General features: G+C 72.6%; 12 protein-coding genes. 5 read left to right on the plus strand and 7 right to left on the minus strand.

Annotated elements, in window-relative coordinates; all coding sequences use genetic code 11:
• Positions 1–22: 22 nt before the first annotated feature.
• Entirely contained in the window at positions 23–1,240 is a 1,218-nt protein-coding gene (locus tag ABD287_RS13420; RefSeq protein WP_344172863.1) for a C1 family peptidase, read from the minus strand.
• 242 nt (positions 1,241–1,482) lie between these two features.
• Here ABD287_RS13420 and ABD287_RS13425 point away from each other — a divergent pair, with 242 nt between their 5' ends.
• The 3 genes from ABD287_RS13425 to ABD287_RS13435 all read left to right on the plus strand — a co-directional run bounded on the left by ABD287_RS13425 (position 1,483) and on the right by ABD287_RS13435 (position 4,248).
• Positions 1,483–2,709 (plus strand): FAD-dependent oxidoreductase, encoded by a 1,227-nt coding sequence (locus tag ABD287_RS13425; protein WP_344172865.1) that lies wholly within the window; start codon positions 1,483–1,485, stop codon positions 2,707–2,709.
• 78 nt (positions 2,710–2,787) lie between these two features.
• The gene (locus ABD287_RS13430) at positions 2,788–3,321 is read left to right on the plus strand and encodes a YlcI/YnfO family protein (RefSeq protein WP_344172867.1); all 534 of its coding nucleotides are present in this window, start codon (positions 2,788–2,790) and stop codon (positions 3,319–3,321) included.
• A gap of 75 nt (positions 3,322–3,396) precedes the next feature.
• The gene (locus ABD287_RS13435) at positions 3,397–4,248 is read left to right on the plus strand and encodes a DUF4097 family beta strand repeat-containing protein (protein ID WP_344172869.1); all 852 of its coding nucleotides are present in this window, start codon (positions 3,397–3,399) and stop codon (positions 4,246–4,248) included.
• On the opposite strand, the gene ABD287_RS13440 is transcribed toward ABD287_RS13435, so the two are convergent.
• From ABD287_RS13440 to ABD287_RS13450, 3 genes are read right to left on the minus strand one after another with little or no spacing between them, the layout of a single operon-like run.
• Positions 4,245–5,057, minus strand: coding sequence for an ABC transporter ATP-binding protein (locus tag ABD287_RS13440; protein ID WP_344172871.1), 813 nt, complete (start codon positions 5,055–5,057; stop codon positions 4,245–4,247). The genes ABD287_RS13435 and ABD287_RS13440 overlap by 4 nt on opposite strands.
• A 14-nt stretch (positions 5,058–5,071) precedes the next feature.
• Positions 5,072–6,127 (minus strand): FecCD family ABC transporter permease, encoded by a 1,056-nt coding sequence (locus tag ABD287_RS13445; protein WP_344172873.1) that lies wholly within the window; start codon positions 6,125–6,127, stop codon positions 5,072–5,074.
• Positions 6,124–7,182 (minus strand): FecCD family ABC transporter permease, encoded by a 1,059-nt coding sequence (locus tag ABD287_RS13450; protein WP_344172875.1) that lies wholly within the window; start codon positions 7,180–7,182, stop codon positions 6,124–6,126. Before ABD287_RS13450 ends, ABD287_RS13445 begins: the two co-directional genes overlap by 4 nt.
• Positions 7,183–7,236: 54 nt before the next feature.
• Between ABD287_RS13450 and ABD287_RS13455 the strand changes: the two genes are divergently transcribed.
• Both ABD287_RS13455 and ABD287_RS13460 read left to right on the plus strand, forming a co-directional pair.
• On the plus strand, positions 7,237–8,901 hold the full coding sequence (locus ABD287_RS13455) for an ABC transporter transmembrane domain-containing protein (protein WP_344172877.1): 1,665 nt from the start codon (positions 7,237–7,239) through the stop codon (positions 8,899–8,901).
• 80 nt (positions 8,902–8,981) lie between these two features.
• Positions 8,982–10,688, plus strand: coding sequence for an ABC transporter ATP-binding protein (locus tag ABD287_RS13460; RefSeq protein WP_344172916.1), 1,707 nt, complete (start codon positions 8,982–8,984; stop codon positions 10,686–10,688).
• 46 nt (positions 10,689–10,734) lie between these two features.
• Here the strand turns inward: ABD287_RS13460 and ABD287_RS13465 are convergent, their stop codons facing one another.
• From ABD287_RS13465 to ABD287_RS13475, 3 genes are all read right to left on the minus strand, one after another.
• Positions 10,735–11,172, minus strand: coding sequence for a LamG domain-containing protein (locus ABD287_RS13465; protein ID WP_344172879.1), 438 nt, complete (start codon positions 11,170–11,172; stop codon positions 10,735–10,737).
• 160 nt (positions 11,173–11,332) lie between these two features.
• On the minus strand, positions 11,333–12,601 hold the full coding sequence (locus ABD287_RS13470) for a serine hydrolase domain-containing protein (RefSeq protein WP_344172881.1): 1,269 nt from the start codon (positions 12,599–12,601) through the stop codon (positions 11,333–11,335).
• 162 nt (positions 12,602–12,763) lie between these two features.
• Positions 12,764–13,387, minus strand: coding sequence for an alpha-ketoglutarate-dependent dioxygenase AlkB (locus ABD287_RS13475; RefSeq protein ID WP_344172883.1), 624 nt, complete (start codon positions 13,385–13,387; stop codon positions 12,764–12,766).
• Positions 13,388–13,430: the final 43 nt, after the last annotated feature.

The raw sequence follows: 13,430 nt of genomic DNA on the forward strand, positions 1-13,430 counted from the left end.
TTGTTCCTTGTGGCGACGGCGCCTACCGGACCACGGTGATCGCGGTGGCGGCCATCGTCGTGCCAGCCGTCGTCGTCACCTGGAGCCGGTAGCTGCCGAGCCGCAGCGGTGGCACCGTCACCCGCAGCTGCTGATCCGACAACCGGATGAACGACAACCGGTAGCCGCCCAATGTGACCGTCCGGGTGTTGCCCAGGTTGACGCCGGTGAGCGTCACCGGGGCGCTGCGGCCGTACCTGACCGTCGACGGGGTCACCGAGTTGATCACCGGTCCGGCCACGTTCGTCGGCGTGACCGTGGGCGCCACCGTCGGCGTTACCGTGGGCGCGACGGTCGGCGCTACCGTCGGAGCGGTCGTGGGGGCGACGGTCGGGGCCGGCGTCGGCGTCGGGTTGACCGCCGGGGTGGTGATGCCGGTCACCGAGTACGCGGCGTCGACCTTGCCGGTCAGGAATGACCACGAGAGCTTGGCGTCGCCGTTGTTGCCCCACCGGGTTCCCCACGAGTTACGGATGAGCACGCCCTGGTCGTCGTAGCCGAAGGCCGTGATCATGTGCCCGCCCAGGTTCGACCCGGACGTCGGGTTGTACAGCGTGTGGCTGCCCAGGTTCATGAAGTCCTGGTACACCGGCATCCCCAGCGAGACCGGGTTGCCGGCGGCCAACGACTGCTTGACCAGGTCCTTGGCGGCGCTGGTCTGTCCGGCGCCCAGCCACATCCGGCTGTAGCCGGAGACCCGGTAGCTCGCGGCGGCCGCGATCTGCTCGGCGGTCGGCGGGGTCTTGTAGTCGTAGTGGCCCTGGGAGTAGTTCGCCAGGGTGCTCACGCCGGAGCTCTTGGCCAGGCTCAGCGCCTGGTCCGGGCTGGTCCCGGCGTTCGGGGCGCCGCCGGGGGAGACGGTGCGCATGTACAGGTACAGCGGCGCGTACGGGGCCCCCGAGCCACCGGAGCGCTTGGCCCAGTACCCCATGATCGCGTGCGCGATGGACCAGGAGACGCATGAGCCGATCTGCCCCTGGTCGCCGACGGCGGGCGCGTGGGAACGCAGGTCAACCGAGGCGGGCAGCTCAGCCGCGCCACCCATCGTGGCCCGCGCGTCGACGCGCCCGGGGGCCGGCACATAGCCGCCGACCTTGTGCGGCGCGGTCGGGGTGGACGTCGTGCCGGCCAGGGCCGGCGCGGTGGGGACGAGAGCGATTGCCGAAGCGAGACTGACGAATATTTTGAGAGCGGAACGCATTCAGATCCTTCGTGTCGGGAAGACGTCCTGGACACGCGCGGTCCTGGCTGGCCGCGGGTGGCGCTCGCTGCCTGATGCGAGCGCGGGACGCGCTATCACCGTTCGGCGGCCGCGTCCGCGCTTCAAGGAAAAAAGTCGGCAAGACTGTGGTTCGTTCGATCCGAACGGCCGACGGCGTCGGCGGGCTGTCCAGCGTCGGCCCGTGCCCGCGAACGTCGGTCCGATGCGAAGGGTGGCGGCTCGTGGTTGAGGAACGCACGACGTGCGTGGTCGTCGGCGGTGGCCCGGCGGGGATGGTGCTGGGGCTACTGCTGGCCCGCGCCGGGATCGCGGTGACCGTGCTGGAGAAGCACGCGGACTTCCTGCGCGACTTCCGCGGCGACACTGTCCACCCCTCGACCATCCAGTTGCTGGACGAGCTGGGTCTGGGGGAGCGGTTCGCGCGGCTGCCGCAGAGCCGGCTGAGCCAGATCGCGTTCCCGGTCGGCGACGGCGAGTCGGTCGTCGTCGGGGACTTCCGCCGGCTGTCGGCGCCGTTCCCCTACGTGGCGATGGTGCCGCAGTGGGACCTGCTCAACCTGCTCGCCGACGCCGCCGCTGAGGAGCCAGGCTTCTCGCTGCGGATGAACACCGAGGTCACCGGTCTTCTCCGGGACGGCCACACCGTGCGTGGCGTCACCTACCGTGACCCCGACGGCCGGGCCGGCGAGCTGCGCGCCGACCTCACCGTCGGCTGCGACGGCCGCTGGTCGGTGGCCAGGCGGGCGGCGGGGCTGGTCCCGGTCGAGTACCCGGTCCCCATCGACGCCTGGTGGTTCCGGCTGCCGCTGCTGCCCGGCGATGACGTCGCCGCGCTGGCGCCGGCGGCCGCCCCCGGACGGTTCGCCGTCCCGATTCCGCGCACTGACTACTTCCAGATCGCCTACGTGGCCCGTAAAGGAACCGACGCCGCGATCCGGGCGCGGGGCGTCGCCGCGTTCCGCCGCGACATCGCCGAGCTGATTCCGTGGGCCGCCGACCGGGTCGACTCGTTGGCGTCGATGGATGAGGTCAAGCACCTCGACGTGCGTCTGAACCGGCTGCCGCGCTGGCACCGCGACGGCCTGTTGTGCATCGGCGACGCCGCCCATGCCATGTCGCCGGTGGGCGGCGTCGGGATCAACCTCGCCGTCCAGGACGCCGTGGCGGCGGCGACTCTGCTCGCTGGCCCGCTGAAGGCCGGCAAGCTGACGCCGGCGGTCCTGGCGTCGGTTCGGGCCCGACGCCTGCTGCCGACGGTGGCGGCGCAGCGTCTGCAACGGCTGCTGCACCGGGTGTTGGTGACGCCGATTCTGGACGGACGGCGCGCGGGCCCGCCCAGGCCGGTGCTGAGCGCGCTGCGACGCGTCCCCGCGCTGTCGGTCGTGCCGGCGTACCTCATTGGTGTGGGTCTCCGCCCGGAGCACGCCCCGTCGTTCGCCCGCCGCTGAGGCCCGTCGCCGGCCTCGACGACCTCCCTGAGCCAAAAACGGTTTGCTGCGGTGCCATGGGTGTGCCAGAATGGTGCCATGGACTTGACCTCGTATGTAAGCAACCTCGGACGTGAATACGCCACCCTCGCCGAAGCCGGCGGCGAGGAGACGCGTGCGCTGGTCGAGCGCCTGACCGGGTCGCTCGAGTCGGCGATCCGGATGACGCTGCTGGACGCGCTGTCAGCCGCCGCCGATGAGATCACCCGGGAACTGGCGCCGGGCTCAGTGGAGCTCCGCCTGCGCGGACGTGATCCGAGCTTCGTTGTCACGTCCCCGCTTGCCGAGCCGCCCGAGCACGCGGCCGACGATGCCGCGGCGCCGGTCGACGGCGCTGCCGACCATGACCCTTTCGTCGCCGAGGACGGCCCCGCCGCGCGGATCAACGTGCGCCTGCCTGAGCAGCTCAAGGCCGCGGTCGAGGCGGCCGCGGCCAAGGAAGGACGGTCGGTCAACGCCTGGTTGGTCCGGGCGGCGGCTGCCGCGTTGCAGCGGTCCGATCGCGATCACCGCCTCGCGCCACGCGGCGGCGGAAAACGGGCTCCGCAAGGCTTCACCGGCTGGGTGCGCTAGCCGCCCCGGACCCTTCCTTCCACCCCCGTGCCCCGAGGCGCGGGGACCGTTCGCCTACCCGAATGAGGGATGACTATGCCGAAATTCGAAACGCTCCAACCGATTTCAGTCGTCGTCGAGATTGGTGTCGGCAACGTCCGGTTCACCGCGAGCGATCGGACCGACACCGTCGTCGAGGTCCGGCCCAGCGACGAAGCCGACGAGTCCGACGTCAACGCCGTTGCCCAGGTTCGTGTCGACCACACCAACGGGGTGCTGCGGATCAGCGGGCCGACGCGGACCTTCGACTTCTCCCGTAGGACCAGGTCGGTCGACGTGTCGATCGACCTGCCCAGCGGCTCTCGCGTGTCCGCTGAGCTCCAGATCGGCGACTTCCGGTGCGCCGGGAGGCTCGGGGAGTGCAGGCTCAAGACCTCCGCCGGGAACTTCTGGCTCGAACGCACCGGCCCGTTGCGCCTGGACACGTCGGCTGGTCACGTCGCCGTTGACAGTGTCACGGGCAGCGCCGAAATATCCACCGGGTCGGGCAAGGTCCAGCTCGGCGAGGTCGAGGGCGCTGCGGTGGTCAAGAACTCCAACGGCGACACGACGATCGGGGCGGCCACCGGCGACGTGCGGGTGCGCGCCGCCAACGGCGACATCTGTGTCGAGCGGGCCGGCGCCAGCGTCGACGCGAAGACGTCCAACGGCGACATCCGGCTCGGCCAGGTAGCCCGCGGTTCGGTCGTGCTCGCGACCGCCATGGGCGATCTGGAGATAGGTGTCGCCGAGGGCACTGCCGCCTGGCTGGCGGTGAACACCAGGTTCGGGCACCTACGCAACCTGCTGGAGGGCGCCGCGCGGCCAGACGGGGCAGCCGAGACCGTCGAGGTGCGTGGCCGCACCTCCTTCGGCGACATCACGATCCGCCGTTCCTTCTCCGGCTAGCGGTATGCCGTCCGGCGGGCTGCGATCACCATCGGGGCGCCCGACTCAGGGTCCTCGATCACCCGGCACCGCAGTCCGAACAGCTCCTCGACCAGCTCGGCCGTCACCACCTCCGCCGGTGGCCCGCTGGCCACCACCGTCCCGCCGGGAGCCAGCGCCACCAGGTGGCTGGCGTACCGGGCGGCCTGGTTGAGATCGTGGAGCACCGCCACCAGGGTGTGCCCGTCGGCGTGCAGCTCGGCGCACAGCTCCAGTAGCTCGTGCTGGTGTCCGATGTCGAGAAACGTCGTGGGCTCGTCGAGTAGCAGGATCTTCGTCTTCTGCGCCAGCGCCATGGCCAGCCACACCCGCTGCCGCTGCCCGCCGGACAGCTCGTCGACGAACCGGGCGGCGAGGTCGGCGACCCCGGCGCGCGCCATCGCCTCGGCGACCGCGGTGGCGTCGTCGGGGCTCCACTGCCGCAGCAGGCTCTGGTGCGGGTAGCGCCCACGGGACACCAGATCCGCCACGGTGATCCCGGTCGGGGCCTGCGCGGACTGGGCCATCAGGCCGAGCTGCCGGGCCACCTCCTTTGGCGGGCGTGCGCTGATCGGGCGCCCGTCCAACAGCACCTGCCCGGCGTGCGGCGCCAACACCCGGGCCAGCGCCTTGAGCAGCGTGGACTTGCCGCACGCGTTGGGTCCGATGATCACGGTGAAGCTGCCGTCGGGGATGGTCAGGCTCAGGCCGGCGGCGACCGGCCGGTCGCCGTAGCCGAGGCTGAGCTGGTCGGCTACCAGCCGGTCGGCGGGCAGGCTTGTCGTTGGCATCAACGTCTCCTTGGTCACGGTCGACCTCGCCATCCGGCGGCGAGCAGCCAGGTCAGATACAGCCCGCCGAGGCCGGCGGTGACGATGCCGACCGGCATCGGCGTGGGCGTGAAGAGCCGTTGCGCGAGGACATCGCTGGCGGCCAGCAGTAGCGCCCCCATGAGCGCCGAGCCGATCAGCGCGGGGCGGGCGGCGCCGGCGAGCCGGCGGGCCAGTTGCGGGGCGGCGAGCGCCACGAACGCCACCGGCCCGGCCGAGGCGGTGGCGACGGCCGCGAGCGCCACGCTGATCACCAGCAGCATCCGGCGGCTGGGCTCGGCGCGGACGCCGAGAGCCCCGGCGGCGTCGTCGCCGAGCTCCAGCGGACGCAGCCGGCGTCCGGCGATGATCGCTGCCGGCAGCAGGACGGCCAGCGCCGCCGCCACCGGAGCCGCGTGTCCCCAGCCCCGGTTGTTGAGCCCGCCGACGAGCCAGGCCTGGGCGGCGATAGCGTCGTGTAGCGGGGCGCGGGTGATGAGGAACGCGTTGACCGAGGTGAGGGCGGCGCTGACGCCGATGCCGACGAGGACCAGCCGCCCGGCTGCCCCTCCGCGCCGGTAGGCCAGCAGGTACACCGCGACGGCGGCGATCGTCCCGCCGGCCAGCGCCCCGAGCCCCACCCGCAGGATGCTGTCGGCGCCCAGCGCGAAGGCGGCGATGGCGCCGGTGGCCGCGCCGCTGGTGAAGCCGATGATGTCCGGGCTGGCCAGCGGGTTCCTGGCCAGGCTCTGGAGCAGCGCCCCGCTGACGCCCAGGGCCGCGCCGACGAGGGCGCCGGTGAGCAGGCGCGGCATCCGCAGTGTGGTCACGATGAAGTCGACGCCGGGGGTGGCGCTGCCGCGGAGCGCGTCGATGATCTCGGCGCCGGTGAGCGGGTATTCGCCGGTGGTCAGCGCGACGACGGCCGCGCCGACGAGAGCGACGGCGAGCGCCGCCGCGACGAGCGTCGACCTGGGGTGTGGTCGCAACGACAGCGGACCGATCCGCAGCGCCCAGCCGGTCGCGCCGCTCCCGGCGGCCGGCCCGGTCACAGGGCGCCCAGTCGAGAGCGCCGGCACAGGGCGATGAACACCGGCGCGCCGATGACGGCGGTGACGACGCCGACGGACAGCTCCGCCGGGGCGATCGCCAGGCGTCCGACGATGTCGGCGGCCAGCAGCAGGCTCGGTGTCAGCAGCGCGGCGCAGGGCAGCAGCCAGCGCAGGTCCGGGCCGATGATGATGCGGGCGGCGTGCGCCACGACCAGGCCCACGAAGCCGATCGGGCCGGCGGCCGCGGTCGCGGCGCCGCACAGCGCCGTCACCGCCAGGGCCCCCCAGATCCGGGTGCGGCCGACCGCCGCGCCCAGGGACCGGGCTGAGTCCTCGCCGAGGGCGAGGGCGTTGAGGGGCCGGGCCAGCGCCAGCGCGACGACGGCGCCGAAGCCGATCAGCGGGCCGGTCTGGGCGGCGACGTCCAGGCCGCGTCCGGCCAGGGAGCCGACGTCCCAGAAGCGGAAGTCGCGGAAGGCGTCGGGGCGTTGCAGCAGCACCGCGGAGGTGAAGGCGAGCAGGACGGCGCTGATCGCGGCGCCGGCGAGCACCATCCGGTCCGGGGCCGCGCTGCGTCCGCTGATGAGGTAAACGAGCGCGGACGCCCCCGCCGCCCCGGCGACGGCGAACCAGAGGTATCCGGTGAGCGCGCCGACGCCCAGGAAGGCGATGCCGACTACGACGGCGGCCGACGCGCCCATGGTGACCCCGAGCAGGCCCGGGTCGGCCAGCGGGTTGCGGGTGAGCGCCTGCATGAGCGCCCCGGCCAGTCCGAGGGCTACCCCGACCAGGACGCCGAGTAGCGTCCGGGGGAGCCGGTGCTCCCAGACGATGACCGCAGCCTCGCCGCCGTCGGGGTCGGTGAGCGCGTTCCACACCACTTCCGGCGCGAGCGGCCGGGCGCCGAGGGCGAGGCTCAGGGCGCCGAGCGCCACCAGCGTCAGGGCTGTGCCGAGCAGCCACCACCGACGGTGGTCCGGTGGTCGTCGGCTCGGGGCGGCGGGTGGGTCACCGTCGGTTGCCAGCGTGGGTCGGACGCCCTCGTCGATGCTCATCACTGCATTAGGATAGCCTTACCTATAACCTGTGTCGTCGACGGTAGGTCCCCTATGCCCAGCACCGCCCGCACCCTGCTCCGTAGCGTCGTCGACGGCCAACGCCGGCACGTCGCGGCCAGCGCCGTCCTCGCCGCCGGCCACCAGATCGGCGAAGCGCTCGTCCCCGTCCTCATCGGACTCATCATCGACCGGGCCGTTGCCCGCGACCTCGGCTGGAGCGGCCTGGCAGTGGGCCTGACCGCCCTGGCCGCCGTCTTCGCCACCCTGTCGTTCAGCTTCCGGCACAGTCTGCGGACCGGCGAACGGGCCGCCTTCCTCGGCGCCCACCAGCTCCGGCTCAGAGTCGCCGACCGGGTGCTCAGCCCCCGTGGGGGAGTCCGCCGGCATACCGGCGCGCTGGTCAACATCGCCACCGACGACGCCCAACTGCTCGGCGACGTCAACCTGGCGATCCCCCGCGCCGTGGCCGCCGCCGTCGGCCTGGTCGCCGGCGGCGGCGCGCTGCTGCTGGTCTCGGCGCCACTCGGGACTATCATCCTGGTGGCCACACCGCTGCTGCTGTGGGCCGCGCACCGGCTCGGCCTGCCCCTGGAACGGCGCAGCCACGCCGGCCAGGAGACCGCCGCCCGCGCCGCCGGGCTCGCCACCGACCTCGTCGCCGGAATCCGGGTGCTCAAGGGCATCGGCGCCGAGGCCGCCGCCGCCCGCCGCTACCGCGACGTCAGCCAGGCCAGCGCCCGGGCCGCCGTCCGCGCCGCCGCCGCCCGGTCCTGGCAGGACGGCGGCATGCTCATCCTCACCGGCCTGCTGCTGGCGCTCATCGCCGGCGTCGGCGGCGTCCTTGCGGCCGACGCCGCCATCACCGTCGGGGACCTCGTCGCCGCCGTTGGCCTCGCCCAGTTCCTCGTCTGGCCGCTGAGCCAGTTCTCCTGGATCAACGGGCAGCTCGCCCAGGGCCGCGCCGCCGCCGGCCGGCTCGCCGAGCTGCTCAACACCCCCGTCGCCATCACCGGAGAGCAGGCCGCCGCCAACCCACCCCGCGGCCGTCTCCAGATCGACGCCCTGCGCCACCGCAGCCTCGACGGCCTGACGCTCGCCGTCGGCCCCGGCGAGATCGTCGCCGTCGTCGCGGGCGCCGACGACGCCCAGGCGCTGGTCGAATGCCTCGACCGGACCGCCACCCCGACGGCCGGCGCCATCACCCTCGACGGCACACCCCTGGCGGCGCTCAGCCCCGAAGCCGCCCGCTCGACGCTGCTCGTGGCCGCCCACGACGGCGACCTGTTCGCCGGCGACCTCCGCTCCAACCTCGACGCCGCCGACAACGCCGACCCCGCCCAGGTGACGACCGCCGCCGAGCGGGTGGGCCTACGCGACCTGCCCGACGGCCTCGACACCGTCGTCACCGAACAGGGCCGCTCCCTCTCCGGCGGTCAGCGCCAACGCGCCGCCCTCGCCCGCGCGCTCGTCGCCGACCCGCCGCTGCTCGTCCTGCACGACCCCACCACCGCCGTCGACGCCGTCACCGAAGCCGACATCGCCGCGGCACTCGCCGCCGCCCGCCAGGACCGGGCCACCCTGCTCGTCACCACCAGCCCCGCCCTGCTCGCCGTCGCCGGCCGGGTCCACCAGCTCCGCGACGGCCGCGTCGTCGCCGTCGGCGAACACGCCGACCTCGTCGCCGACGCCGACTACCGCGCCGCCACCCTCACCTGACCGACAACCCTCCACGAAGGATCACCGTGACCACACGCGACCTGCTCCCGGTGGCCGACGCGGCGCAGACCCGCGCCGCCATGTGGGCGCTGCTGCGCCCCCGCCGGGCGCTCGCCGCCGGCGCCGCCATCACGATGGCTGTCGGCACCGGCGCCGGGCTGCTCGCCGCCGTCATCCTCGGACGGCTCGTCGACGCGGCGCTCGCAGGGCAGGTCGCCATCGCCGGACCGGTGACGGCGCTCGCGGCCATCGCCGTCGTCCACGGCGTCGGCGCCGCCACCGGCGGCGTCCTGGTGGCCCGGCTCGGCGAGAGCGCCCTGGCCCAACTCCGGGAGCAGTTCGTCGAGCGGGCGCTGGCGCTGCCGCTGGCCCGGATCGAAGCGGCCGGCGCCGGCGACCTCACCTCCCGGGTCACCCGTGACATCACCGCCGTCGCCGAAGCCGTCCGGTACGCGCTGCCGACCCTGGTCCGCTCCAGTCTCAGCATCGGACTCACCCTCGTCGCCCTCGCCGCTCTCGACTGGCGGTTCCTGGCAGTCGCCCTGCTAGCCGCGCCCATCCAGATCTGGACCGTCCGGCGGTACACCCGGGACGCCAGCCCCGTCTACGCCGCCGGCCGGGTCGCGGTCGGAGCGCAGCAACAGCAGCTCGTCGACGCGTTCGGCGGCGCGGCGACTGTGCGTGCCCACGGCCTCGAAGCCAGCCGGCTGCGGCTCATCACCGACCGCTCCCGGGCCGCCGTCGACCTGTCCCTGCGCGGGATCGACCTGCTCAGCACCTTCTTCAGCCGGCTCAACCTGGCCGAGTTCGTCGCGCTCGCCGGAGTGCTGGCCGTCGGCTACCACCTGGTGCGCGCCGACGCCGTCACCGTCGGCGTCGCCACCACCGCCGCCCTGTACCTGCACAACCTGTTCAACCCCATGAACGCCGCTCTCGGGCTGGCCGACGAGGTCCAGGTCGCCCGCGCCAGCCTCGCCCGCATCGTCGGCGCCGCCCACGTCCCCGGGCCGGTTCCCGCGGTGACGCCCGTCGCGTCTGTCGTCCCGCTGGACGTGCAGGTCGCCGGGGTCGATTTCCACTACGGCAACGGGCGCCCGGCACTGCGCGGCATCGACCTCTGGGTCCGGGCGGGGGAGACGGTCGCGCTCGTCGGCGCCAGCGGCGCCGGCAAGTCCACCCTGGCGGCGCTCGTCGCCGCGATCCGGCCGCCCACCGCCGGCGCCGTCTCCGTCGACGGCGACGACCTGGCCACTCTCACCCCCCACGAGGCACGGCGCCGCGTCGCCCTCATCAGCCAGGAGACACACGTCTTCGCCGGCCCGCTCCGTGACGACCTGCGGCTGGCCCGACCCGACGCCGACGACGAGACGCTGCGGGGGGCGCTGGCCACCGTCGGCGCCCGCTGGCCGGCCACTCTCCCGGAAGGTCTCGACACGGTCGTCGGCGAGGGGGGCCACCGGCTCACCTCCGCGCAGTCCCAGCAACTGGCGTTGGCCCGCCTCGTGCTGGCCGATCCCCCGGTCGCCGTACTCGACGAAGCCACCGCCGACGCCGGCAGCGCCGGCGCCGCAGAGCTGGAACGGGCGGCGGCCAAAGCCCTGGCCGGACGGACCGCGATCGTCGTCGCGCACCGGCTCACCCAGGCCGCCGCCGCCGACCGGGTCGTGGTGCTCGATGACGGCCGGATCGTCGAACAGGGACCTCACGCCGAGTTGGTGGCCGCCGGTGGCCGGTACGCGCGGTTGTGGTCGGCCTGGAGCACGCACCGGTCACCCACCGAATCCTGAGTCGGCGCCACGGCTGGGCGGTCGCCGTCGGGCGCGGTCGTGGTGCTCAGGTTCGGGCGAGATTGTGAACCTTCACCTCGTTGTCGGTGAGTTGCCGGTGGTAGACGGCAACCTCGTCGACAGTTCCGGTGAGGTGATCGCTGCTTGGCCGGGCGGTGTATCCAGCGAGGTTGTTCCCACCGACTCGCCAGTATGCGGTGAAATTGGCGGCGCTGGTCGTGGCGGCAGTGGCGACCAACTCGCCGTCGAGGTAGAGCTTGAGTCCGGCGGCGCCGACCGAGGCAGCGACGTGGTGCCAGGCGCCGTCGTTGACGGTCACGCTGTGCACGACGCGCGACCCGGCGCCGCTGGGCTTGACCACGAACGCCAGTTTCCCGGTGCTGTCGATTAAAGGGTCCGGTCGGAGTTGGTGTCGGTGCTGCTCCGGGTGGTGTCGGAGAAGCCGATTGGGGTTGTAGGCGTTGGCGGCGCCGGCGAAGGCCACCGCGGTCGAGCTGGCCTGGGAGGCGCCGGACAGCGCGCCGGACAGCGTCCGGTTTGGTCCACGCTGCGCCCTCCTTACTGCCTATCCGTCACGGTCTGATCGGCAGCTTCAGAAACGAGCTTCAACAATCGCGAAATGTCTCGGCTCGGATTGGCCCGCGCTATCTGACGGCGGCGATCACCAACTGGAGCAGTTTGTTGAGGAAGACCGCGTTGTCCTCGTCATCGCCGTAAGGCTGGACCGTGGACTGGGTGACGGTCACTGACAACTTCAACGCCGGCAGCACCATGGAACTCTGCCCGCCGTAGCCATCGGCAAAGTACGAAGTCACCGGCCTACCTTTGACCTTGACCCGGGTACGCCACCAGCCGTTGCCGTAGTCGTACTCCTCCGGGTCGGCCGGCGGGAGAGCGTCCGACCCGTCCCAGCGGATCGGCGCGTTGGCCACCGCCTCCGCGGGCACGATGCCCACCGGATCCGCTGGGTCAATCTTGCCGCCCTTGAGGTAAAGCTGCCCGAACCGGGCCAGTTCCCGGGCGGTGAGGTGCATGTTGAAGCCGCCGCTGTAGACGCCGCCCGGGTCTTTGAACCAGGCCTCCGGCGTGATGCCCAACGGACTGAACAGTTTCTCCTGCGCGTACTCGCAGGTGCTCCTGCCCGTCATCCTGGCGATGGCGGCGGAGACGAGATGGGTGTTGGCAGAGCTGTAGACCATGGTGGAACCTGGCACGGTAGGGCCCGGCTTCGCGTCGGGGTCGGCGCCGATCCGGATCATCTCCGCGACCCAGTCCGTTCGGTCCTTCCAGTCCCGGTAGTCATCGGCGGTCTCCGCGGAGACGCCCTCCTCGCCGAGCTCCTTCCAGGCAAGGCCGGAACTCATCCGGACCAGCGACTCCAAGGTGGTTCGCTGGTCCAGTGACGGGTTCGAGATGATCTTGGCTAGGGGTGTCTTCAGGCCGGCGGGGTAGCCGGCCGCCCGGTCGCGGAGCGCGATCGACAGAAGACCCTGCATGATGCTCTTCGAGGCCGAGTGGACGTTCAGGCTCTGCTCGGCGGCGCCACCGTGAAAGTACTTTTCCCAGAGCACGTCACCATCACGGGCGACCAGCAGACTCCGGGACGTGGGATAGCCGTCGACGAACTTGGCCGCCTTGGCAAGTCGTTCGGCGTCCAGCCCGAGCTGGGTGCGCGGATCCGTGGCGCTCACCCAGCGGGTGTCAGCTCTGAGCCTCTCCACGATCGGTCTGTTGGCGCCGTACATGCCCTCGGTGAGGGCGAACGCCGAGGCGGCGTCAGCGCACACCGCGGCGACCCCTTTGGCCCGTGGGCCGGGGACGCTCCCAGCGGCGTTCTCGGCCGTTGGCGGGGCGACGGCGGCACACAGGGTGACGGTCACCCCGACCGCCACCTGCTTTGCCCGGCATCTCATCACTGTTTTCACTCTCTGTCAGCGTCGGTGAATCGGTCCCATTTTGGACCCTGTTATACAAGCTGACGACGAAACACGCCTTTTGCGACCCGGGGGGCCGGGGCCTCAACCCCGACGTGGCCAGGTGTATGGCGGGATGACCTGCGATTGACGACGAGCGCGTCAGCGGACGCCGCGCGGCCGGAACTGGACGCTGATCCGCGGCCCGCACGGCCGGGTTGTCTTCGGCACGGCGTGTTCCCAGGCGCGCTGACACGAGCCGCCCATCACCAGCAGGTCACCGTGGCCGACGTCGAAGCGCAGCGTGCGGCCGCCGCCGCGCGGACGCAGCGCAAGCGTCCGGGGAGCGCCGAGCGAAACGATCGCCACGATGGTGTCCGCGGTCGCGCCGCGCCCCACGGTGTCACCGTGCCAGGCGACGCTGTCGCGGCCGTCGCGGTACCAACACAGCCCGGCCGTGGCGAACGGCTCGCCAAGCTCCGCGCCATAGTGACTGTCGAGCGCCGCCCGGGCCGCGTCGAGCGCCGGGTCGGGCAGCGCCGCTCCCTCCCCGTAGAAGGCGAGCAGTCGGGGAACGGCCACGACCCGGTCGTACATCTGCCGCCGTTCGGCCCGCCACGGCACGGCATGACGCAACCGGTCGAACAGCGCATCGGCGCCCAGCAGCCAACCCGGCCGTAGGTCCAACCACGCGCCAGCGGCCAGCGGCGTTCGCTGCACGACGCCGCCGAGCGGGCCGGGCCGAACCTCCTTGCCGCACGCGAGCAGCGATGCCTGGAACGTCACGGCGCCAGCCTACCCCGGTATCGAACATACGTACGAACAAGGC

This window comes from Pilimelia columellifera subsp. columellifera (assembly GCF_039532605.1).
Classification (GTDB): domain Bacteria; phylum Actinomycetota; class Actinomycetes; order Mycobacteriales; family Micromonosporaceae; genus Pilimelia; species Pilimelia columellifera.

Coding starts and splice junctions, on each gene's coding strand:
- ABD287_RS13420 (WP_344172863.1), bottom strand. CDS start 1,240: ATGCGTTCCGCTCTCAAAATATTCGTCAGTCTCGCTTCGGCAATCGCT.
- ABD287_RS13435 (WP_344172869.1), top strand. CDS start 3,397: ATGCCGAAATTCGAAACGCTCCAACCGATTTCAGTCGTCGTCGAGATT.
- ABD287_RS13455 (WP_344172877.1), top strand. CDS start 7,237: ATGCCCAGCACCGCCCGCACCCTGCTCCGTAGCGTCGTCGACGGCCAA.
- ABD287_RS13460 (WP_344172916.1), top strand. CDS start 8,982: ATGTGGGCGCTGCTGCGCCCCCGCCGGGCGCTCGCCGCCGGCGCCGCC.
- ABD287_RS13450 (WP_344172875.1), bottom strand. CDS start 7,182: ATGAGCATCGACGAGGGCGTCCGACCCACGCTGGCAACCGACGGTGAC.
- ABD287_RS13470 (WP_344172881.1), bottom strand. CDS start 12,601: ATGAGATGCCGGGCAAAGCAGGTGGCGGTCGGGGTGACCGTCACCCTG.
- ABD287_RS13430 (WP_344172867.1), top strand. CDS start 2,788: ATGGACTTGACCTCGTATGTAAGCAACCTCGGACGTGAATACGCCACC.
- ABD287_RS13440 (WP_344172871.1), bottom strand. CDS start 5,057: ATGCCAACGACAAGCCTGCCCGCCGACCGGCTGGTAGCCGACCAGCTC.